17 protein-coding genes and 1 riboswitch are annotated in these 22,865 nt (G+C 48.6%); of the genes, 15 read left to right on the forward strand and 2 right to left on the reverse strand.

The features are described from left to right. Positions 1-3: 3 nt before the first annotated feature. From ACAN54_RS11740 to ACAN54_RS11770, 7 genes are all read left to right on the forward strand, one after another. A complete protein-coding gene (locus ACAN54_RS11740; RefSeq protein ID WP_379154432.1) occupies positions 4-1,344 on the forward strand; it encodes a UDP-glucose dehydrogenase family protein in 1,341 nt (446 codons plus the stop codon). Positions 1,345-1,694: 350 nt separating this feature from the next. Beyond that, positions 1,695-3,068, forward strand: a complete 1,374-nt coding sequence (locus tag ACAN54_RS11745) for a sugar phosphate nucleotidyltransferase (protein WP_379154435.1) — start codon at positions 1,695-1,697, stop codon at positions 3,066-3,068. A gap of 213 nt (positions 3,069-3,281) precedes the next feature. Continuing rightward, a riboswitch (cyclic di-GMP riboswitch) is annotated at positions 3,282-3,362 on the forward strand. Between the two features lie 13 nt (positions 3,363-3,375). Continuing rightward, positions 3,376-5,721, forward strand: a complete 2,346-nt coding sequence (locus ACAN54_RS11750; protein WP_379154438.1) for a PA14 domain-containing protein — start codon at positions 3,376-3,378, stop codon at positions 5,719-5,721. A 199-nt stretch (positions 5,722-5,920) separates the two neighbouring features. Further along, positions 5,921-7,444, forward strand: coding sequence for a glycosyl hydrolase (locus ACAN54_RS11755; protein ID WP_379154441.1), 1,524 nt, complete (start codon positions 5,921-5,923; stop codon positions 7,442-7,444). Between the two features lie 64 nt (positions 7,445-7,508). Then, complete coding sequence (locus tag ACAN54_RS11760; protein WP_379154444.1) at positions 7,509-10,193, forward strand: discoidin domain-containing protein; 2,685 nt, start codon at positions 7,509-7,511, stop codon at positions 10,191-10,193. Between the two features lie 177 nt (positions 10,194-10,370). Next, positions 10,371-11,846, forward strand: a complete 1,476-nt coding sequence (locus tag ACAN54_RS11765) for a potassium/proton antiporter (RefSeq protein ID WP_379154447.1) — start codon at positions 10,371-10,373, stop codon at positions 11,844-11,846. 94 nt (positions 11,847-11,940) lie between these two features. Beyond that, complete coding sequence (locus ACAN54_RS11770; protein WP_379154450.1) at positions 11,941-12,396, forward strand: Dps family protein; 456 nt, start codon at positions 11,941-11,943, stop codon at positions 12,394-12,396. A gap of 119 nt (positions 12,397-12,515) precedes the next feature. On the opposite strand, the gene ACAN54_RS11775 is transcribed toward ACAN54_RS11770, so the two are convergent. Further along, a complete protein-coding gene (locus ACAN54_RS11775) occupies positions 12,516-13,220 on the reverse strand; it encodes an AIM24 family protein (protein ID WP_379154453.1) in 705 nt (234 codons plus the stop codon). Positions 13,221-13,244: 24 nt separating this feature from the next. After that, entirely contained in the window at positions 13,245-13,712 is a 468-nt protein-coding gene (locus tag ACAN54_RS11780; RefSeq protein ID WP_379154456.1) for a hypothetical protein, read from the reverse strand. Between the two features lie 232 nt (positions 13,713-13,944). On the opposite strand from ACAN54_RS11780, the gene ACAN54_RS11785 reads away from it, so the two are divergent. The 8 genes from ACAN54_RS11785 (at position 13,945) to nikC (ending at position 22,693) form a co-directional block, all read left to right on the forward strand. Further along, positions 13,945-14,631 carry a M50 family metallopeptidase gene (locus ACAN54_RS11785; protein ID WP_379154459.1) on the forward strand — a complete coding sequence of 229 codons (687 nt, stop codon included), beginning with the start codon at positions 13,945-13,947 and terminating at the stop codon, positions 14,629-14,631. A gap of 186 nt (positions 14,632-14,817) precedes the next feature. Continuing rightward, positions 14,818-15,501 carry a hypothetical protein gene (locus ACAN54_RS11790; protein WP_379154462.1) on the forward strand — a complete coding sequence of 228 codons (684 nt, stop codon included), beginning with the start codon at positions 14,818-14,820 and terminating at the stop codon, positions 15,499-15,501. A gap of 220 nt (positions 15,502-15,721) precedes the next feature. Then, positions 15,722-16,687, forward strand: coding sequence for a helix-turn-helix transcriptional regulator (locus tag ACAN54_RS11795; RefSeq protein WP_379154465.1), 966 nt, complete (start codon positions 15,722-15,724; stop codon positions 16,685-16,687). A 251-nt stretch (positions 16,688-16,938) separates the two neighbouring features. After that, a complete protein-coding gene (locus ACAN54_RS11800; protein ID WP_379154468.1) occupies positions 16,939-17,928 on the forward strand; it encodes an ABC transporter ATP-binding protein in 990 nt (329 codons plus the stop codon). Next, positions 17,925-18,917: an ABC transporter ATP-binding protein gene (locus ACAN54_RS11805; protein ID WP_379154471.1), complete on the forward strand. Its 993-nt coding sequence runs from the start codon at positions 17,925-17,927 to the stop codon at positions 18,915-18,917. Before ACAN54_RS11800 ends, ACAN54_RS11805 begins: the two co-directional genes overlap by 4 nt. Before the next feature lie 121 nt (positions 18,918-19,038). Continuing rightward, a complete protein-coding gene (locus ACAN54_RS11810) occupies positions 19,039-20,703 on the forward strand; it encodes an ABC transporter substrate-binding protein (RefSeq protein WP_379154474.1) in 1,665 nt (554 codons plus the stop codon). A gap of 81 nt (positions 20,704-20,784) precedes the next feature. Further along, positions 20,785-21,789 (forward strand): ABC transporter permease, encoded by a 1,005-nt coding sequence (locus tag ACAN54_RS11815; RefSeq protein ID WP_379154477.1) that lies wholly within the window; start codon positions 20,785-20,787, stop codon positions 21,787-21,789. A 10-nt stretch (positions 21,790-21,799) separates the two neighbouring features. Further along, positions 21,800-22,693: a nickel transporter permease gene (gene nikC, locus ACAN54_RS11820; protein ID WP_379154481.1), complete on the forward strand. Its 894-nt coding sequence runs from the start codon at positions 21,800-21,802 to the stop codon at positions 22,691-22,693. Positions 22,694-22,865: the final 172 nt, after the last annotated feature.

Consider the following 22,865-nt stretch of genomic DNA (forward strand, 5'->3'; position numbering starts at 1 on the left):
TGTATGAAGCTGACAGTAATCGGTACCGGCTATGTCGGTCTTGTATCTGGCGTATGTTTTACTCTGAATGGGAACCATGTGATTTGCGTAGATAAGGATGAGGAAAAGATCAATAAGCTCCGCCGGATGGAATCTCCTATCTATGAGCCGGGTATCGAAGCACTGATAGAAATGAACTTGCGTGAGGGCAGGCTGTCATTCTCCTCCGATCTGCAGGATTCAGTAAGACGCTCCGATATCGTCATTCTGGCCGTAGGGACACCTTCACTACCAGGCGGCGAAGCAGATCTGAGATATATCGAAGGTGCAGCCATAGAGATCGCCCAAGCGATGGAAGGTTATAAAATCATCATGACCAAGTCGACAGTTCCTGTTGGCACGAACGAAAAAATCCGCGGCATTATCGCCTCCCACACGAATCATCCCTTCGACATCGTCTCCGCTCCGGAATTCCTGCGTGAAGGCTCGGCCATCCGCGATACGCTCCATCCTGACCGGATTATCATCGGACTTGATAACCCAGAGCTTGAGCCTACGATGCGCCAGCTTCACCAGGGCTTCACGGAAAATGTGTTCGTAACGGATATCCGCAGTGCGGAAATGATCAAATATGCATCCAATGCTTTTCTGGCAACTAAGATCTCTTTTATCAATGAGATTGCCAACATTTGCGAAAAAGTGGGAGCTGATGTAACCCTGGTGGCGGAAGGCATGGGGATGGACCGGAGAATCGGCTCCTCGTTCCTGCAGGCCGGCATCGGTTATGGAGGCTCCTGTTTCCCGAAAGATACCAATGCGCTGATCCAGATTGCGGGCAACGTGGACTATGAGTTCAAGCTGCTGAAATCCGTAGTTGAAGTGAACAAGGGACAGCGGTTCATGATCATCTCCAAGCTGCATGAATCGCTGGGCAGCTTGCGTGGTGCAGTGATCGGTGTATGGGGTCTGGCTTTTAAACCGAACACCGATGATGTACGTGAAGCACCTGCCCGTGAAATCGTGGAAGCCCTGGTGGCCGAAGGTGCCACAGTGAAGCTGTACGACCCGATTGCTGCGGATAACTTCAGACAGCAATACGATCATCCTCAGCTTCGCTGGTGCGCACTGCCGGAAGAAGCTGCGGAAGGCAGTGATGCAGTATGCTTGCTGACCGACTGGAGTATGTTCAAGGACATTGATCTGCATAAGCTTGCAGGCAGCATGCGCCGCCAAGTATTGATCGATGGCCGTAACGTCTTCTCCAAGGAGCAGATCGAAGGCACCGGCATCGAATATCATTCCGTCGGACGCCCGCAAATGGGGGGCCTTAGCGGCTACTCTCCCAGCGTAGCCGGAGCGATCTAATCCTTTGATCTGATCTGCTCTTGCTTGCTCTTAACTGCCGTGCATACAAGCAGCAATAGCTGATCTTTAGCAGTGAGCTTCACCTGCAAATGCATTAAGCTTTGGAAGCTGTTAAGGGAAGGAACGGAGAGGAATTTTGGAACTGTAGGAGCGGAAGCGACCGCCTTTGTCACCGGATTTCAACTGCGCTTAGCAGTCTAATCGAAGAAATCTGGTGACAACAGCGGCCGAAAGTCCAAATGTTCCTTGCAGTGACTCCCGTTACAGTTAAGTCTTAATCTTTTTACGACAGAAGCTCACAATAACAATCCGATATTATCGCGACAAAACATAAATAGGAGGGTTCACTTATGAAACTGGTACTTCTATCTGGCGGTTCTGGTAAACGTCTCTGGCCACTGTCCAATGACTCACGTTCTAAGCAATTTCTGAAGGTACTGCAAAGTCCGGCGGGTGAACCGGAATCCATGGTACAACGTGTATGGAGACAGCTGCAGGAGACAGGGATGGCAGAATCCTCCTTCCTGGCGACCGGCCGCAGCCAAGTGGAGATGATACAGAGCCAGCTCGGCTCAGAGGTGCCAATCATTGTGGAGCCGGAACGTCGTGATACTTTCCCGGCCATCGCATTGACTGCAGCTTATCTATATTCGGTGGCAGGAGTGTCACCCAGCGAGACCGTAGCCATTTTGCCGGTTGATCCTTATGTGGAAGCTTCCTTTTTTGACACCGTCGTTCAGCTTGAAGCAACCATGGAAGAAAGCGGTGCAAACCTGGCGCTGATGGGCGTTGTTCCTGAACTGGCTTCCGAGAAATACGGCTATATTATACCTACCAGCGACGAAGCTGCGGCAAGCGGTTATCTGCAGGTGAGTCACTTCCAGGAAAAGCCGGACCGTGTACAGGCTGAGGAGCTGATCAGCAAGGGCGCGCTGTGGAACTGCGGAGTATTCGCTTTCCGTCTGGGATATCTGCTGGATATTTTGCAGCGTAAAGGCTTGCCTTTGAATTATGAGGAGCTGCAGAAGCAATATAAATTGCTGAGTTCTATCAGTTTTGACTATGAAGTGGTGGAAAAAGAGGAGAACATCGTAGTTCAGCCTTACGCCGGCTTCTGGAAGGATCTTGGCACCTGGAATACCCTCACCGAGGAGATGAGCAGCAATCACGTGGGCAAAGGGTTCGTGACTGCCGATTCCGAAGGAACCTGCCTGATCAACGAACTGGATATTCCGATTACAGTAATCGGCGCAAAGGATTTAATCATCGCAGCCAGCCCGGATGGTATTCTGGTCACTCACAAAGCAGAAAGCCCGCGGATCAAGGAAGTGCTGAAATCTTTTGAACAAAGACCGATGTACGAGGAACGCCGCTGGGGTCATTACAAGGTTATTGATTATGTGAAATATGATGAGGGCAACGAGGTGCTGACCAAGCGGATTTTCATCGCCGAAGGTAAAAATATCAGCTATCAGCTCCATCATAAACGCAGTGAAATCTGGACGATCGTCAGCGGTGAAGCCAGCATTGTGCTGAATGAGAAGATGCATAATGTGAAAGCGGGAGATGTGGTGCGCATACCGGAAGGTACAAAGCATGCAATCCTGGCACTGACAGATGTGGAGTTCATTGAAGTACAGACCGGCTCAGAGCTGGTGGAAGAGGATAATATCCGCATAACGCTGGACTGGAAAGACATTGCACTTCATCAATTTATTTCTTAAAAATAACAGCGCGAAACATGCTGTAGAATTCGACCGAAACGTCCCGGTTTCTGTATAGGACAGGGTGTAACCTAGGGCTAAACTATCTATTTACCCAATGGTGACAAATCCAAAACAGGTATTAAGAACCAATTATTAAGAAAAATTCATTAATGCTCTAAACTAAAAATTAAATAGCGACGATACTTACGGTAAGAGGGATAATTCCTTCCAATACGAAAAAGGCAAACCTACTCGAAAGATAGGGACGCAAAGCTATAGGGCCTTCGAAAGAGTGGCAGCCTGGCTACCGAAAGGAAGATGAATTTTGACTACTTACCGTAAGTCGCGTCTACTGTGCACCATTTTATCGCTTGCCCTGTTTTTGACTGCTGTTCCACTGGGTTTGGGGACTGCACCTTCCACTGCAGCTGCTTCGAGCTCTTCAGCGCCGGTTAATCCGAGTGCTTCAGCAGGAGCCGTTAAGCTGCTTAATGATCTGTACGCCATTACAGGCAAAGGCATTATTACAGGTCAACATGACTACCTGGAGAGCCCGGATGAGTACAGTAACAAACTGAAGGGAACCAGCGGACAATTCGCTGCCCTCCATGGTTTTGAACTTGGTGTGATCAACGGCCAGTCGGAAAGTACAGCAGCAACTCAGCGTAAAAATGTAGTGAACAGTGCGATCAACTGGTATAAAAATGGCGGTATCGTCGCTATGACCTTCCATGAGCAACTGCCGGGGACCTCCTATCTATGGTCCAATGTGCAGAAGACGCTCAGCCAAGCAGACTTCAATAAGTATGTAACACCGGGAACGGCTGAATATAACAGCCTGATCGCCGATCTGGATAAAGTGGCAATTTCACTCAAGAGTTTGCGGGACGCAGGTGTTCCTGTACTGTGGAGACCTTATCACGAAATGAACGGTGACTGGTTCTGGTGGGGGAAGAAGAGCAATTACACGGCACTTTGGAATATTATGTATGAGCGTTTTGTGGGCGTTCATCAATTAAACAACCTGCTGTGGGTGTGGAACCCTAACGCTCCTAATGCTTGGTCAGATCCATATGAACTGACCTATCCGGGAGCAAATAAGGTAGACATCCTTGCAGCAGACATATATAACAATGATTATATGAACAAGTATCATGACAACCTGGCAATTCTTGCGAACGGCAAGCCTATTGCTATCGGTGAAAACGGTGAAATGCCAAGTACAGCCAAGCTCCAGCTTTATCAGAAAAAATGGGTATACATGATGAACTGGGGAAAAATGCTCTATGATAACAATACTACGGATACTATCAAAAGCTTTATGAGTGACAGTTACACCGTAACGCTTGATAAATATAAAGCGGGGTTCGTTCAGACCGTTGCTCCGACCGCAACACCAACGGCCACACCGACCGCAACGCCAACGGTTACACCAACCGCAACACCGACCGCGACACCAACGGCTACACCGACCGCAACACCAACAGCGAGCCCAACGCCTGTACCAACAGCTGCGCCGGCGCCGGATAACTCGGCACAGACGCCTGTTGTGAACGGTCTTCAGGGACAATACTTCAAAAACATGACGCTATCGGGTACACCTGTTTTGGTTCGTAACGATGCTTTGCTCAATTTTAACTGGCGTCAGGCAGCACCTGACACCTTGCTTGGAGTGGATTCTTTCTCGATCCGCTGGACCGGGCAGATCAAACCTTTGTATAGTGAAACTTATCAGATTATCACTACGTCTGATGATGGTATCCGGGTCTGGGTTAACGGAACAGCCGTAATCGACAGCTGGACCAAACAAAGCGGAACCGAGCGTATCGGAACGATCGCTTTGAAGGCAGGCCAACTCTATGATATTAAAGTGGAATATTACGAAAATACAGGCGATGCGAATATTCGTCTGATGTGGCAAAGCCCAAGTCAAGTCAAAGCTACCGTTCCAACAAGTGCTTTGTTCGTGAATAATTCAGTAGCCTCCGCAAGTATAGCATCACTCACTCTTACCGAAGCAACAACACCGGCACCAACGCCGGTCGCGACACCGGCACCAACGCCGGTCGCGACACCGACACCAACGCCGGTCACGACACCGACACCAACGCCAGTCGCAACACCGGCACCAACGCCGGTCGCAACACCGGCACCAACGCCGGTCGCAACACCGGCACCAACACCGACCCCAGTACCCATCCAAGTACCAATGTTGGACTTGGCGGCGGCTCCTGCAGCCAACGGACTGCAGGCGGAATATTTCAATAATATGCAGTTAACTGGTACTCCGGCACTTGTACGCACCGATGCTTTGGTGGATTTCAACTGGCGGCTGGGTACACCGGATGCAACGATTGGCATTGATTACTTTTCCGTAAGATGGAGCGGCAAGATTAAACCGCTGTATAGCGAAACTTATCAGATTTACACAACAACAGATGATGGTGTCCGCGTTTGGATCAATAACACTCTTGTAATTGACAGCTGGATGAAGCAAAGCGGGACCGAACGCATGGGAAGCATAAGCCTGGAGGCCGGGCAACTATATGATATCAAAGTGGAGTATTATGAGAATCAAGGGGATGCAAGAGCGCGGCTGATGTGGGAAAGTCCTAGTCAAGTCAAGGGGACGGTCCCTGCCAGCGCACTGTTCCTTCCTTCCGCTTCCTAAGTACTGCTGAATTCATCACCGAACGCCGATACTGGTTAAGACGTTACAATTTTAAAATCCTAAAAGTCCGATGGCCCTGCTAAATAGCAGGGCTACTAAGCTATTTGTCTGCCATGCCGCAGGATGGTGTACTTCCCTTGGAGGGGAGATCATCTAACAAGCATTATGGACAGCATAAGGCTGGAGAGAGGAGATTACATTGAACACTTACCGTAAGTACCGGCTTTTTTCTATGGTTTTACCTATTATTGTTATCTTTTCTTTGATGCCTTGGAGTGAGGTACGGAGTCTCGCTGTCGAAAGAAGTATAGTCATTCCTGTGGAGGCGGAGGAAGTCACACCGGTGAATCCTGCGGCTTCGAAGGAAGCATCCGGCCTGCTTGATTATCTGGTTAGCCTGGGCGGAAAAGGTGTCATTACCGGGCAGCATGATTATCTGGAGAGTCCGGATGAATATAATAACCAGCTGAAGAAGGCTGCAGGGGATTTTGCTGTATTGCATGGATATGAGCTTGGAGCCATCAACAACCAGTCGGAGAGGACTATTGCAAGGCAGCGGCAAGCTGTTGTGGACAGCGCCATTGAATGGTATGAAAATGGCGGTATTGTGGCTATGACATTCCATCAGAATCTTCCTGGTACAACTCCTGAATGGGCGAACGTGCACATGAGTCTTAGCCAGGAGAAGTTCGATGCCTATGTAACTCCGGGCACTCCTCAATACAAAAGCCTCCTTGCTTCGCTTGACGAGATTGCTGTCTATCTGGGGGAATTGCGGGATGCAGGGGTTCCTGTCCTGTGGCGTCCATATCACGAGATGAACGGGAATTGGTTCTGGTGGGGGCAGAAGGATAACTATTCCAAGCTCTGGAACATCACTTATGACCGTCTGGTAAACAAACACAAATTGAATAATTTATTATGGGTGTGGAATCCGAATGCGCCGAACGAGTGGGCAGATCCTTATAGTATCTACTACCCGGGAGCGGATAAAGTGGATATCCTGGCCGCAGATATTTATAATAATGATTTTAAACAATCGTACTATGAAAGTCTGCTCAATCTGGCCGATGGCAAGCCCATTGGCATAGGGGAGAGCGGCGAGCTTCCTGATCCTGCCATACTGTCTCAAAACCAGAGTAAATGGGTATATACGATGACATGGGGGAAGATGCTGACAGAAAATAACAACCTCCAGAAAATTAAGAGCTTTATGACGGATAAGTATACAGTTTCCAGGAAGGAATACATTGAATCATTAAACACCAAAACGAACACGCCGGTGGATATTATCGCCAAAAAAGGCTTGACCGGTGAATATTTCAATAATGCTGACCTTTCAGGCACTCCTGTGCTCACCCGCAATGACAAGAAGCTGGATTTTAACTGGCATGGAGATAGTCCGGCAGCAGGGATCAATAAGGATACATTCTCCGTTCGCTGGACCGGCAAAATCAAGTCAGCCTACAGTGAAAAATACACCTTCACGGCTTCCTCGGATGATGGCATCCGTGTATGGATCGGCGGCATGCTGGTTATCGACAGTTGGAAGAAGCAAAGCGGTGTCAGCCGCGAAGGGAGCATTCAGCTTAAAGCTGGAACCTCCTACGACATTAAAGTCGAATATTACGAGAACCACGGAGATGCAAGCATCCGTCTGATGTGGAAGAGTCCAAGTCAGAAAAGTGCAATTATTTCCCCAAGTGCCCTTAGTTTTCCTTGATGACGAAACAGACCAGCCTTTACAGAGTTGAATACGCACCCCGGAAGAAAGCGAGGACAAGGGAATGAGAACAAGGCCCAAGAAACACACACATAAACCCCTTCATATTCTACTAAAATTCGTAGCACTGACCATCTTGTTTCTGTTATCCGTCTCTGTCTTCGGAGACGACGGGACGAATAAGGGCGAGGTGGAAGTAGACATGACCAAGCTGTCTTCCGCGAGCGATGTAGGACCGAAGCTTCCGGATGGCACGGTGATCTGGGAGCTGGGACAGCATGATGGGTCCGCTGCAGAATTTGCGAAGAATGGTAAGGCTAAAGTGGAAGAAGTGGTTAATGCCACTTCTACTACTCTAAAAGCATCTGTGCTCCAAAACATCCCGTCAGGGTTGAAAGGGGATACTAATCCCGAACTGCGGATTACTTACCAACTGGATAAGATCCCGGTGAACGGGGTCTTATTTCGCGTAAGTATTCTTGACGCTTATAAATCCGTTCCACAGATGAGCGTGTTCTCCAACCGCCAGCTATCGGGAATCATTCAGATAGCCGGTGTTTCCGGTACAGACAGCAAGTATGCTTTCCGAAAATCCTATAAGCTGTATATTCCAAAGGAACAGCTGTTGACTGGTACCAATGAGCTCAAGCTGAAGGTTGCACGCGGGATTTATTCTTCTGACATGGAGGATAAATACAACTGGTGGACCTGGGATAATCTCAGCCTGGAGTCCCTCAAGTCCCCGATCAAGGAGCCGATTCACGGCAGCTACACACTGACCGGCACGATGGTCAACAATAAGCAGTTCTATTTTGACGAAGGTGCGGTTACGCATCTACCCTATATTATGAAGTGGCTTGGAGTAGCTTACAGCGGGAATATCATGCGCACCAGCTGTGCCAGCGATGTTGGCCGCTCCTGCTCGAATATGGGGGATTATTATAAGGTGCTCAAAGATTACAATATGCAGGCTGTAGCTCTGTATCTGTACACCGGAGATATTAAACTTAAGCAAGACGGCTCATTGCCCGATGAGGCGAAGAAGAAGCTGACCGATTATTTCGAACAGTACAGCCCGTACTTTCAATATTATGAAGTGGATAATGAGCCGGGGCTGTTTAACCGCTCCAAGGCGGTGAACCTGGCTATTGCCGAATGGCTGAATACTAACGGCAAGGCTATCGCCCCCCATCTGCAGACCGTAGCTCCGGGCTGGGCTTATTGGCCGGATTTCAACAAGGATTCCTGCGGCAATCAGAAGGGGACTGTACGCCAGTGCGGCGACCCGGACGGCTGGGAACGTGATCCCGAGCAGCGGGGAGAGCTGGAGGAAGTCACCGATCTGACGAATGGGCATTCCTACGGGGAGTCCTATATTTTCAGCAACGGAGGCAGCTTTACCGAGAATCTCAAAACCTTCGGCGGAGCGGTAGATGGACTTGGTAAAAAAATGCTGACCACAGAGTTCGGAACCTCCGACTCTCATGTGGATGCATACCAATATGGAGCCTCTGAACGTACGTCAGCAGTGTTCGACAGGATAATGCGCGCCCATATCGGTTATGCAGATATGTTTGTACAGCACGCCGCATTTTTCAAGAATTTCAGTTTGTTCAAATACGGTTTCAATCTGGAAGAGCATGATCCGGCGAAAACGGAGATCTATTACACCAAGAAGGGTGAGGATTCACGGGTAAGCATCATGAGACGCCTGGATCTGGCCTATGCAACACACGGTGCACCGCTAAGCTATGAAATCACCAATAAGAATACGTTAGCTGACAAACTGGTCTATGTCCGGGCAGTAGATACCTCTACACTTGAACCTTTGGCTGGTAGCAAGGCTACTTCAAACAAGGTATTGGTGAACTTCGTTAACTTCGAGGAGACTCCCCAAACCGTTACAGTGAAGGTGACGATGCCGAAGAAAACTATATATGAAGGTGAACGCTTCGGCAATGGCGATACCTATGAAGAAGCCCGAAGCTACGTATCGGAAAGAAAGGCTACACCTGTCCTGGAATTCACAGAAAATCTTGCCCCGGGAGAGGCGGTACAGTATATTCTGGAACCCTCTTCCGAGGTAGCCGATGTTGCGCCTCAAGGCTTAAAAGCGGCAGCCGTTAAAGGGCTGTCCGTTAAGCTGAGCTGGCTGGAGGCCCCTGGAGCAAACTATGAAGTGCTCCGGGCCGACGGCTCAGGCGGTGATTTGAAAGTGGTTGCAACCGGTATAAAGGACACCGAATATACGGATAGCAAGCTGAAGGAAGGCACACTGTATACGTTCGCGGTAAGAGTGGCAGGTTCAGGAGTAATGTCAGACAAAACTCAGATTACAGCGACGGGACTGGTCCCTCTGGACCGTTCGGAATGGAAGGTGTCGTCCAATATGAATACTGAAGCCTCTAATCCTGCAAATGCTATAGATGGAGATAGGCGGACACGTTGGGATACCGGCAAACACCAGGCATCTGGAGAATATTTTCAGATTGATCTTGGCCAAGTGCACTCGGTGGAAGCTATTGACCTGGACTATACCTTATCTTCTTATGATTATCCCCGGGGATACGAGCTATTTATTTCGGATGATACAAAGAACTGGACAAAGATTGCTACCGGTAAAGGGAAACTGGAGATGACCAAAATAGGGTTTGCTCCGGTCAAAACCAGATATATCCGTATTCTGCAGACAGGATCGGGCGGGAATTACTGGTCGATTCAAGAAATTCAGGTATATTCAAGAGAATAGAATCATCCGAATAACCTCCGTGGATTCATAAAACCACTGGGGTTTTTTATTGTGAATGGGGAAAGCTGAATAAAGGCAAGGATTGCTTTGGATCAAGTGGGTATGGGGTAATAACGTACATACTAGGACAGGGCTAGCAGGAAACGCGCTGTTTACAGGAAGGACGGTACCATAAATATGACTCACCTTGCGGACAATATTATTTTATTGCTGGCAGCGCTGATGCTGGTAGGGGTGCTCTCCACCAAGTTCTCCACACGCTTTGGCATGCCGGCGCTTGTGCTGTTCATCGCTGCCGGAATGGTGCTCAGCCGCTTTGTTTTCTTCAACAATGCCTCATTGACACAAGTGGCAGGTATTTTTGCATTGATCGTTATTTTGTTTGAGGGCGGCATGCAGACCAGCATGAAAGACATCCGTCCTATTATCGCACCAGCGTTGTCTTTGGCAACCGTAGGAGTACTTCTGACGACAGCGATTGTGGGAATATTCGCAAGAATTGTACTGGATGTACCATGGGCGGAAAGTCTTCTGTTCGGAGCGATCGTAGGCTCAACCGATGCGGCAGCCGTATTCTCCGTCCTCGGCGGCAAAAATATTGATAAACGCCTGACTTCCACCCTTGAAGCTGAATCAGGCAGTAATGATCCGATGGCTGTCTTTTTGACGGTATCCCTGATTGAATGGATTCAGCATCCCGATACGGCGATCTGGAGCCTTGTGCTCTCTTTTATCTGGGAGATGGGGATCGGACTTCTTATGGGGATTGCTGTCGGGAAGCTTGCCGTCTATTTGATCAACCGGATTAATCTGGATTCTACAGGGCTCTATCCGGTTATGGCAATAGGGTTTGCTGTACTGACCTATGGACTTGCCGTGACGGTGCACAGCAGCGGCCTTCTGGCGGTATATGTCATGGGTCTGACTCTGGGGAACTCTGAGCTGATGTATCACCGTACCATTATGAATTTCAATCACGGCTTTGCCTGGATGATGCAAATCGCGATGTTCACCCTGTTGGGTCTGCTTGTATTTCCAGATGAACTGGCGGAGATTGCCTGGCAGGGTCTGCTGTTGTCTGTTATTCTCATGCTGGTTGCGAGACCGGTGGGAGTATTCCTGAGCCTGCTGTTTTCCAGGTTCTCGCTCCGTGAGAAGACACTGATCTCCTGGGCCGGACTTCGCGGGGCGGTTCCCATTGTACTCGCGACCTATCCACTGCTGGCGGGACTTCCCCAAGGGCAATTATTTTTTAATGTGGTATTCTTTGTCGTATTGACCTCTGCGGTCATTCAGGGAACAACCATTTCCCCCTTGGCTTCCAGACTGAAGTTGGTGGGTATAGACGAAGTTCAGCCATCGCTTATGGAACTGGTGGCACTGGGCAAGACGGATTCCGAATTCAATCATATTGCCATCGACAATCATATGCCGATAGCCGGTATGCAGATCGCGCAGATGGGGCTGCCTGAGGATATTCTCTTCACCGCTATCATCCGTAACAAGAGCATCGTGACGCCTCACGGGAATACGGTTATCGAGCCGGGGGATACGGTCTATGTGCTTAGCCCCAAATCCAAGCGTGACGAGATGAGAGCGATCTTCCGCAGCGGCAAAGGCAAGGCAGCAGAAACGAACTTTCCTGCGGATTGATTGCATAATGTCTTGAAATGTGTTAAATTATATATAGATTTAGAATGAGTCTAAATACAAACGATAAAAAATTATGCCATAGGAGGGTATTGGAATGAGTACACAAATTAAAAGCCAGACTGAACTGCACGCTGCCTTGAACCGCCAAACCGCAAACTGGACACTGCTGGGAGTCAAGCTGCATCACTATCATTGGTATGTGAGCGGAACGCAATTCTTCACACTGCATGCCAAATTTGAAGAGCTGTACACCGAAGCGGCAACCTATGTCGATGATCTTGCAGAACGTCTGCTTGCGATCGGTGGACAACCGGCATCGACCATGGCGCAATATTTAGCATTATCTGAGCTTAAGGAAGCCTCTGGCGGTGAATCAGCTAAGGAAATGGTTGCCCAGTTGATTAAGGACTTTGCAGTTGTGGCCGAAGAGTTGAAGAGTGCAATTTCCGCTGCAGAAGAACTGAGCGATCAGCCCACTGCCGACCTGCTTACTGGAATCAGAAACAGCGTGGAGAAGTCCGCCTGGATGCTGAATGCCTTTCTGGGCTAAGTCAGAAGACAGAGAAGAGAAGTAAGGTTGCTATGCTCATAATAGCTGTATATACAAAGAGCGCCACGCGATACCAATCGCGGGCGCTCTTTTGTTACAGATTATCTCATATCATCGGGTCACTTAATGAACACTCCACCGAAAGGCAGAGCTTCACGCAGAAAGCGTTTGATAATGCCATCTTCATTATTGTCACGTTCAAAGCGCCGGCTCTGGCGTCCAGCCTGAAACATCACCGGCCCATGACCGGTCATTTTCCAGTGGTAGCTCATATGTTGGCTGGCTAAGTGATTTCCGTAGACCGTTAGCTCAAGCTTGGCATTTTCGGGATAAGCGATGATACTGCCGGCATCTACATATATAGGATCGAAGGGATGCAACTCGGCCTCGCATACTGTTCCCTCAGTCAGAATACCGATGCTTCCCGGTCCGGAGAATTTGACCTTGATAATGTCGCGGGTCACAAACATATTCTTCATGCTTAGCACTCTTGTCTGCATAGTGATTCCTTTACTGTAGAAGAACAGATGCCTGAAGTCATAGAGCAAATCGCTCTTACCGTCCAATTGGAAGGTTTTGACGCGGTAGCCGGGAGGCAAGGCGGCGACGAAGCGGCAGGGACCTGTCATATCCGAGCGGATCAGTTTGCGTTTGCGGTACATTCCTTTGACATCCATGAACCGGTCGGCACGGCCTGAAGAAGGGCCCTGATAGGCGATAATCTGCTGCGGATGCAGTACATGAAGCTCTTCGTTCTCTTCTACAGTGAAGGCTAAGGCTTGTCCGCTCCCACTGTCGCCTTCATCCTGAATATCGACGTTCATAGTTAACACTCCCTCATGTACTCATTAATGCAGGCGGTCACCTTTTCTGGACCGGTGGCGCATGCCCAGCCGCAGCACCCGGATCAGCAGGAAGTAACCGAGTACGAGCGCAATTCCGGTAATCACCGTATTTTTGATCCGGTTATAGTACTTTTCCCTCGCGGTGCGGTCATCTTTCAGTTCATTGACTACTTGGCTAAGCTGACGGTTCTGCTCCTGCAGAGCCGCGTTCTGGGTCTGATATTCCGCCATCTGCTGCAGGGTCTGGTCCAATTGGTCTTTGGTCTGCTGAAGCTCCTCCGTCGTTTGCTGGTAACTCTCTTGCAGCTGATTAACCTCACCAGGAAGTTCTGAGAAACTCTGCAATCCATTATATATATCATTGAAATAATTAGCTTTTGCCACAGGAGAGGGAAAGAGGACTGACAATCCCAGGAGCAGCAGAGCTGAAGACAACAGCTTGGCATAAGTGCGTTTTACTTTTTGCTTCAATAGAATCACCACCTGTATTAGGTTAGCCTTCCCTCTTATTTTAGCATAGCAAGACAATATTCGCGCGTTATGGGATAACCATCACTATCCGTAATACAGTATAAGACGCCTAATGGTTTCTATTTCTTGCCGGAATATTGCTGGTTTCTGTAGAGACGACAATAGCGTAATCTACGTTCTATCGTAACCGCTTGAATTAAAGTATACTTTGAACGGAAAGGGGCTGTATGCAATGAATAAATGGCTCAAAACCCTGTTGTTTCTAGCAGGTTCTGCACTACTAACGCGATGGATACCCTTCTCCTCCCTGTTCCGCAATCTCGATACTATGTTCCATGAATTTGGTCATGCGCTGGTGACGCTTGTGCTCTCGGGCAGTGTTCTGCGGATTGAGCTGTACGCGGATCACAGCGGAGTAACCTATTCAGCCATAGAAGCGGGTGGCAAAGCAATTCTCATATCCCTTGCGGGTTACTTGCTGGCTTCTGTATTCTCGCTCCTGCTGTTCTATTTATATAATATAGGACGGTATACATGGGGGTTGATCATAGCAACCTCGGTTGCCCTGATCATGCTTGTCCTGTACGTACGGGGTGGTTTCGGAATGTTATGGCTGAGCGGGTTCATCCTGCTGAATTTGATTATGCTGTTTGTCTGGCCGAAGGCCGGTAAATATTATTATTTGTTTCTGGCTTTTCTGACCCTGGAGGAATCCGTTACGGGTACCCTGTTTCTGGTATCGGCAGCAGTATTTACACCTGGGCGTGCAGGAGATGCAGCCAATCTGGCAAGACTTACACCGCTGCCTGCAATTGCCTGGGCAATCCTGTTTTTTGTGTTCTCGCTGTTATGTGCGAAATGGGCACTGGGGTTCTTTTTTGATGGGGTACGGAATAGGAGAAACGCAACAAATCGCTAAAATTATGGGGATTATTCGTCACATTTAGACAAAGGAATGACTATTCACAAAGAGGCACTCTGTTTTACCAGGAGAATGCCTCTTTTTTGTCGATATTATAGGACCGAACATATATTCCATGACAAGGAGTTGTCCGCCAATATTGGTACATTAATAGAAGATCCAAAAAAAGAAAGAGGTGGAAATATGCAAGCAAGTATTCAGCCCATATTTACATGGAGTCAGGAACGGATTTTAGCCGGCGGAGCCCAAAATGTCGTTCTGCTCATAGAGTGGAAAGGGATTTCAGAGCATGAGGAATCGCGTAAGCGAGGCAGGAAGGTGGTAGCCCGTGAGATCGAACTTAGAATATGGCTGGAGAGTCATGTGACCTTCAATACATGCTATGGCTGTAGTGCAGAGGCCGGGGAAGGACGATCGATACTGTTGCGTCTTGGGAAAATATATTCCAAATCGCGCAAATTTATCGCCTTAGAATTCGCTATGGCAGCCAAACCGGCAGGACTACACGAAGCTCTATGGCTACAGTGGCAGTATAAGCAGCCTCCTGTAGAACGTATTCGCGAGCTACCCTTGAAAAAACTGAGTATGGAATATTCGAATCATACAGATGTTTTGTCTGAACAATGCTGCTTCCATGTGAAAAAGCACTTGGAACTGCTTAAGACCGAAAAAATGCTGGAAGAAACGCTGTGGCAGCAGACAAAAAGCTTTATACATAAGGACCTTGAGCATCTTCGGAGGCAAGCAGATGATCTGCTGCTTCTGGCGGCAAGATCAGGAGATTTGCAGCTTGTGAAGGAAGCAGAAACCGTGTATAAACAGCTTGACGCTGAGACTCCGGTATGGAGGAAGACTTCTACAAGATAGGGCTGCATGGTAGTCCTGCCAGTACATACATAAGATCAATTTTCATTAACATTTACTTGGATTAGTTGACGGCTGGTGTAATTTATAGATGTGGTAATATAGTAAAATAGTTCTATTATAATTATTAATTTCGGTTATAAGATCAATATTTATAGTCTTATATAACTATTTTATCAAAAATAATGGGTCTATTTTACCATGAAATCAAGGGGAACTGAAAATGACAGACCGATTGATCCGGTTAATGCGCATCATTACGCTGGTACAAGCCAAGCCTGGAATATTGGCCCGGGAACTGGCGGAACGCTGCGGCAACAGCGAGAGAACGATATACCGGGATATGGATGCACTCAGTGCCATGCATATCCCTATAACCCATTTGGGACATGGAAAAGGATATACGTTTATAGGAAATTTTGCTCTATATCCTCTGGATTGGTCGGATGAAGAATCGGCCGCATTTTCACAGCTGCGCGACATGATGGATGATATCAAGCCCTTGCTGCCTCCCGGCTTTGAGAGCGCCTATGAGAAAGTAATGGCCGCAGCCTACAAGCAGAAGGCAGAAAGGGAAGAGACTATGGAAACTGCCAATAAAGAAGCAGGACCGCTCTGGGTGGAAAGAAGCGGACCCCAGGATGAGCTTCCTCCTTTTCTAACTGAAATATTGGCTGCCATTATGAAGCAAAGCAGTATCCTGGCCGACTATAGTTACAATTCCTATGAAGAAAGACGCATCCAGATTGATCCCTACTGTCTTGTTCCCTTGGAAAATCGTTATCATTTAATCGGTTTTTGTCATCGGTTCGGGATTATCCGGACGTTTCATCTTGGCGGGTTCTTACATGTGGAGCCAACGAATCACTGGTTTTCCAAAGAGGAATTTGATTTGCAGGCTTTTATGGAGAAGAAATGGTCTCTGGATCAGGACAGTCTGCAGGTAGAGTTCAAGATCAGGTTTTCAGAACGGATGATGGAACGGATCAAGAATGAGGATATGTTCGTCAGACCTGTAAGGGTAGACCGTCAGAATCGGTGTGTTTATTTTAAGGTGGCGGTGGAACAGGATATTGGTTTTGTACGCTGGATCTTAAAATTCGAAGAAGAAGCGGAGATTCTCGAGCCTCAATATTATCGGGAGTTATTAAGAAATCAACTGGAGAAATGGTTGTCACTATACAAATAATACAAGATTTATTTTAACAGGAATTATTTTATTCCGTTATAACCACTGATGTTAGTTAAATGCGTAAATTCTCCTTGTCTACAATAGATTTCTATAGTAATGTTATACATTAAATAACAACTATGTTTATTTTACTCACATTTCTGCCGCATGATGTCAGGTTTGGGTTAATGATTCTGCCGTCTATGAGATAACTCACTATTCTCTCATTTGACCTTTGTTCAATTTTTAAGTAGAAGAGAGGTATGATCTTGATCCAGCCCATTTTGAGAATTGAGGATCTTCACACTCATTTTTTTACCGACCGAGGCGAAGTGCCGGCTGTGGACGGTGTAGATCTGTATATTAATCCAGGTGAGGTTCTGGGTGTGGTTGGAGAGTCGGGCTGCGGGAAAAGCGTTACTTCGCTGTCCATTCTGAAGCTCGTTCCGAATCCGCCGGGCAAAATAGTGAGTGGACATATTTGGCTGAAGGGCCAGGATATCGTTCCTTTGAAGGAAAAAGAAATGCGGAAAATCCGCGGTGACGCTGTGTCGATGATTTTTCAGGAACCGATGACCTCTCTTAATCCTTTGTTTACTGTAGGCCAGCAAATTATAGAAACTGTCCGGCTGCACAAGGGGCTCTCCAAGAAGGAAGCGCGTGCACATGCCGTGGATATGCTGAGCAAGGTAGGCATTCCACGGCCAGAGGCTATTATTGATGAGTATCCCCACCAATTGTCTGGAGGAATGCGGCAGCGGGTGATGATTGCGATGTCGATCTCCTGCAGTCCTGAACTGCTCATTGCCGATGAGCCGACGACGGCACTTGATGTAACGATACAGGCACAGATTCTGGATCTGATCCGCAAGCTTAACGAGGAGCAGGGGACAGCGGTGATGCTCATCACTCATGATCTTGGCGTGGTAGCGGAGATGTGCCATAGGGTCGCCGTGATGTATGCCGGCAAGGTGGTGGAGGAAGGCAGCGTACGGGATATTTTCAAGAACCCGCTTCATCCGTATACCCGGGGGCTTATTGAGTCGGTACCAAGAATGGACGAAACCAGGGAACGGCTGTATTCCATTCCCGGGAATGTTCCTATCCTGAGCAAGGAAATGCAGGGATGCCGGTTCGCACCCCGTTGCCCGAATGTAATGGAGATCTGCAATCAATCGCTTCCGCAGCTGAAGCTGCAGGATGAGAATCACAGCTGCAGATGCTGGCTGCATGATAGTCAACAGGAGGATGCGGTATGAGTGAGAATCTGCTGGAGGTCAAGAACCTCAAAAAATATTATCCGATCCATAAAGGTTTTTTCAATAAGACTGAGGCTTATGTCAAGGCGGTAGATGATATTTCCTTCACAGTGAAACAAGGTGAGACCTTTGGCCTTGTAGGGGAGAGCGGCTGCGGCAAATCGACAACCGGACGTTCATTGCTTCGTCTGATTGAGCCTACCGCGGGAGAAATCTGGTTTGAAGGCCAGGATATTAGGAAGCTGTCTATGGAAGAGATGCGGAAGCGCCGGCGGGAAATGCAGATTGTTTTCCAGGATCCGTTCTCTTCACTGGACCCGCGCAATACCGTGCAGCGTATCCTGGAAGAACCCCTGATTGTGCATGGCGTAGGCAATGCACAAGAACGGCGGGCCGCAGTAGAGCGGCTGGCGGATGTTGTAGGTCTGGCCAAAGCTCACCTTCAGCGGTATCCGCATCAGTTCTCCGGCGGTCAGCGCCAGCGGATCGGGATTGCCAGAGCGCTGGCCTTGCAACCGAAGCTGATTATCGCTGATGAACCCGTATCTGCGCTGGATGTGTCCATCCAGTCTCAGGTCATTAATCTAATGCAGGATCTGCAGAAAGAATTCGGACTAACCTACATATTCATAGCCCATGATCTCAGTGTGGTGAAGCATATTTGTGATCGTGTCGCCGTAATGTATCTAGGACGGATTGTAGAAATTACCGATAAGAACAAACTATACGACCAGCCTGAACATCCTTATACTCAAGCGCTGCTGTCAGCAGTGCCTGAACCTGATCCGGATATCCGCAAGGAACGGATCATTCTGCAGGGAGAGGTGCCAAGCCCTGCGAATGCCCCGGTAGGCTGTGCCTTCAATACACGCTGCCCGCGGGTAATGGATGTCTGCCGTAATGTAAGACCCCCGCTACTGGAGACTCGGGATGGACACTTAACCGCATGTCACTTGTATACCCCAGAGGCCCATACTCAATTAGCCTAGAATTATTCAGCGAAGAAGACACTTTCTTAAGCGATCATTAGCCCTGGTATATGGCAGCGCTTTGGCGCGGCTCCATATAAACGTTTTAACACTTTTAATCGAAGAAGGGAGTTTTCTAGAGATGAAGAAATGGAGTAGTCTTGCACTGGCAGTAACGCTGGGGGCGGTTTTGACATTAAGCGGCTGCGGAGGTAACAACAATTCCGCTACAGAAGCAACTGCTGGCTCGAATGCAGCGGCAACCACGGCACCGGAGAGCTCACCTGAAGCAGCAACTACGCAGGACACATTGATTGTGGGACGCGGCGGCGACTCTGCCTCGCTGGATCCGGCCATTGTCACCGACGGCGAATCTCTGAAGATTGCCCATCAGGTATTTGACTCTCTGCTGGAGTATAAACCGGGGACTTCTGAAGTGCAGCCTTCGCTTGCTGACAGCTGGGAGGTTTCGGCGGATGGTCTGACTTACACCTTTAAGCTGCATCCGGGTGTAAAGTTCCACGATGGAACGGATTTTGACGCAGAAGCTGTAGTGTTCAACTTCACCCGCTGGAGTGATCCGGCAAGTGAATTCAAATTCGAGGGCGATTCTTTTGATTATTATGATTCCATGTTCGGTCCAGACGGCAGCCGTGTGATCAAGGAAGTAAAAGCTGTAGATGCCACAACCGTGCAATTTATACTCAACCAGCCTCAGGCACCATTCCTGCAAAATATTGCGATGACCTCGTTCGGGATTGCCAGTCCAACAGCTATTAAAGAAAAGAAAGAAAACTTCAAAAATGAGCCAGTAGGCACCGGGCCTTTTGTCTTCACCGAATGGAAGCACAATGATTCCATTACGCTGGATAAGAACCCTAACTACTGGAAAGAAGGCCTTCCTAAGCTGAACAAAGTCATTGTTCGCTCTATTCCGGACAACTCGGCGCGCTTCAATGCCCTGCAGAACGGCGAGATCGATCTCATGGAGGATTTGAGCCCGGATGATCTGTCCACGCTTGAAGGTAATACTGAACTGCAGAAGATAGAGCGTCCGCCGTTCAATGTTGCTTACCTCGGCTTCAACTTCAAGAAGAAACCTTTTGATAATGTAAAAGTAAGACAAGCGCTGAATTATGCTGTGAATAAACAAGCTATTATCGATGCCTTCTTCTCAGGCCAGGCTACTGCCGCAGTGAATCCAATGCCTCCATCACTGTGGGGATATAACGATGCCGTGAAGGATTACGAATACGATCTGGATAAAGCCAAGGCGCTTCTGGCGGAAGCCGGATACCCTGATGGCCTGCCGGATACTGTGACGCTATATGCAATGCCTGTATCCCGGCCATACATGCCTGACGGTAAAAAGGTAGCGGAAGCCATTCAAGCTGACTGGGAAAAAATCGGCGTCAAAACGGTTATTGAATCCCCGGAATGGGCGACTTATCTGGATGATACCAAAGCCGGAGATAAAGATGATATCTACATGCTTGGCTGGACAGGTGATAACGGGGACCCGGATAACTTCCTGTACACGCTCCTCGACAAGGATGCGATTCCAGGCAACAACCGTACCTTCTACGTAAATGAGGAGCTGCATACTCTCCTGATTAATGCCCAGAAGGAGACGGATCAGGCCAAACGTTCCGATCTGTACAAGCAAGCTCAAGAAATCATCAAAGCGGATGCGCCTTGGATTCCGCTGGTGCATACTACGCCTCTACTGGCTGCTAAAGCCAATCTGAAGGGTTATGTTCCAGGTCCGACAGGTACGGAATATTACAGCGAAATTTACTTCGAATAGTATGCTCCCTAAGCATTTCCTTGCCGCCGCTGCAACAGGGCGGCAAGTTATGCTTAAGGAACTTTGGAAGGTGAGCCGAACTTGAACTCCTACCTATTAAAACGCATTATGGTTCTAATCCCTGTGTTGATCGGGATGACAATTATCGTTTTTTCCATTATTCATGCCATTCCGGGTGATCCCGCAGAAACCATTCTAGGTCAAAAGGCCACGGAGCAGTCGAAGCAGGCGCTTCGGGAGCAGCTCGGTCTGGACAAGCCTTGGCTGCAGCAGTATTTCAACTATATGGGTGATTTGCTGCAAGGGGATCTGGGGACCTCCATACGAACCAAGACGCCGATTGCCAAAGAAATTATGCCCTACCTTGCAGCTACGCTGGAGCTTACGGCTGCCAGTATGCTGTTCGCAACCATTGTAGGTGTCAATGCGGGGATTCTGAGTGCCTGGCGGCAGAATTCATGGTTTGACTATACCGCTATGGTCATTGCACTTATTGGCGTCTCCATGCCGATCTTCTGGCTTGGGCTGATGGAGCAGCTGCTATTTGCGCTGAAGCTGCATTGGCTTCCCTCAATAGGAAGGATGGACCAGCGCAATCCGGTCGAGAGTATCACCAATCTCTATGTGATTGACACCATCATCGCTGGACAGTGGGGACAGCTGTGGACCGTAATTAAGCACTTAATCCTGCCAAGCATCGCACTGGGCACAATTCCGATGGCGATTATTGCCCGGATGACCCGTTCCAGCATGCTGGAGGTTATGAATTCAGACTACATTCGTACGGCAAAAGCCAAGGGTATGTCGCAATTCCTGGTCGTGTACAAGCATGCGCTCAAGAATGCAATGATTCCTGTGCTGACGGTAATAGGCTTGCAGACAGGCGCTCTTCTCGGCGGTGCTGTGCTGACAGAGACGATCTTTGCTTGGCCGGGCGTAGGAAGATATATATTTGAGGCGATTAGTTCCCGTGACTATCCGGTCATTCAGACGGGGATCCTGATCATTGCTTTTATCTTTGTTGTGATCAATCTGCTTGTGGATCTGCTCTATGCTGCTATCGATCCGCGCATCAATTACAAGTGAGGGATGAACCATGGGACAGGTATCAATGAATGTAACACCTAAGGCTGAGCCTGCCGACAAGGTATCCGGACCTTGGCGCGATGCGTGGAAGGCTTTCCGCAAGAACAAGACAGCTATGCTCGGACTATGCATTATTGTGTTTTTTGTGCTGATAGCGCTCTTGGCGCCGCTTATCGCGCCGTACGGCTTCAAAGAGCAGGAGCTGGTTAACCGGCTAAAAGCGCCGTCGGCTGATCACTGGTTTGGTACAGATGATCTGGGGAGAGATATGTTCACGCGAATTATATATGGGGCACGTATCTCGCTGTGGGTCGGCTTCTTCTCGGTCATTGGATCCATTATAGCGGGAACGTTTCTGGGCATACTGGCCGGCTTCTACGGTAAATGGATTGATATGCTGATCTCGCGCCTGTTCGATATCCTGCTTGCCTTTCCAAGTATTCTGCTCGCTATTGCGATCGTGGCAATCCTTGGACCTTCCTTGCAGAACGCGCTGTATGCTATCGCGATCGTAAATATCCCATCCTATGGCCGGCTTGTGCGGGCGAAGGTTCTCTCACTGAAGTCGGAGGAGTATATTACGGCGGCCAGAGCGATCGGGATGACCAACACCCGTATTCTGCTTACTCATATTCTCCCTAACAGTCTGACACCGATTATTGTGCAGGGTACACTCGGTATTGCCACGGCCATCATCGAAGCCGCTGCCCTTGGCTTCCTGGGCCTTGGCGCCCAGCCGCCTGACCCGGAGTGGGGCAAGATGCTCTCTGACTCCCGGCAATTTATCCAGAAGGCTCCTTGGACGGTAGTGTTTCCCGGCTTGTCCATCATGCTGACTGTGCTGGGCTTCAATCTCATGGGGGACGGTCTGCGGGATGTGCTGGATCCACGAATGAAGAATTAATGCCCAGTCCATAAAATCCTTTTAGGCGATTACAAGGCCTAGAAGGATTTTTTGTGTATTTTTTTTCGAAGCACAGTATGAATAATAAATAACTATATATAACTAAATATATGTAAACATAATCAAACGTATAGAAAATTTGAAAATGATATGCTAAAATATCCTCAAAATA

Source organism: Paenibacillus diazotrophicus (assembly GCF_042610465.1).

What these genes read in the sequence shown, in the direction of transcription:
- ACAN54_RS11740 (WP_379154432.1), top strand. Translation starts at nt 4, where the DNA reads ATGAAGCTGACAGTAATCGGTACCGGCTATGTCGGTCTTGTATCTGGC.
- ACAN54_RS11745 (WP_379154435.1), top strand. Translation starts at nt 1,695, where the DNA reads ATGAAACTGGTACTTCTATCTGGCGGTTCTGGTAAACGTCTCTGGCCA.
- ACAN54_RS11760 (WP_379154444.1), top strand. Translation starts at nt 7,509, where the DNA reads ATGAGAACAAGGCCCAAGAAACACACACATAAACCCCTTCATATTCTA.
- ACAN54_RS11765 (WP_379154447.1), top strand. Translation starts at nt 10,371, where the DNA reads ATGACTCACCTTGCGGACAATATTATTTTATTGCTGGCAGCGCTGATG.
- ACAN54_RS11770 (WP_379154450.1), top strand. Translation starts at nt 11,941, where the DNA reads ATGAGTACACAAATTAAAAGCCAGACTGAACTGCACGCTGCCTTGAAC.
- ACAN54_RS11775 (WP_379154453.1), bottom strand. Translation starts at nt 13,220, where the DNA reads ATGAACGTCGATATTCAGGATGAAGGCGACAGTGGGAGCGGACAAGCC.
- ACAN54_RS11785 (WP_379154459.1), top strand. Translation starts at nt 13,945, where the DNA reads ATGAATAAATGGCTCAAAACCCTGTTGTTTCTAGCAGGTTCTGCACTA.
- ACAN54_RS11790 (WP_379154462.1), top strand. Translation starts at nt 14,818, where the DNA reads ATGCAAGCAAGTATTCAGCCCATATTTACATGGAGTCAGGAACGGATT.
- ACAN54_RS11795 (WP_379154465.1), top strand. Translation starts at nt 15,722, where the DNA reads ATGACAGACCGATTGATCCGGTTAATGCGCATCATTACGCTGGTACAA.
- ACAN54_RS11805 (WP_379154471.1), top strand. Translation starts at nt 17,925, where the DNA reads ATGAGTGAGAATCTGCTGGAGGTCAAGAACCTCAAAAAATATTATCCG.
- ACAN54_RS11810 (WP_379154474.1), top strand. Translation starts at nt 19,039, where the DNA reads ATGAAGAAATGGAGTAGTCTTGCACTGGCAGTAACGCTGGGGGCGGTT.
- nikC (WP_379154481.1), top strand. Translation starts at nt 21,800, where the DNA reads ATGGGACAGGTATCAATGAATGTAACACCTAAGGCTGAGCCTGCCGAC.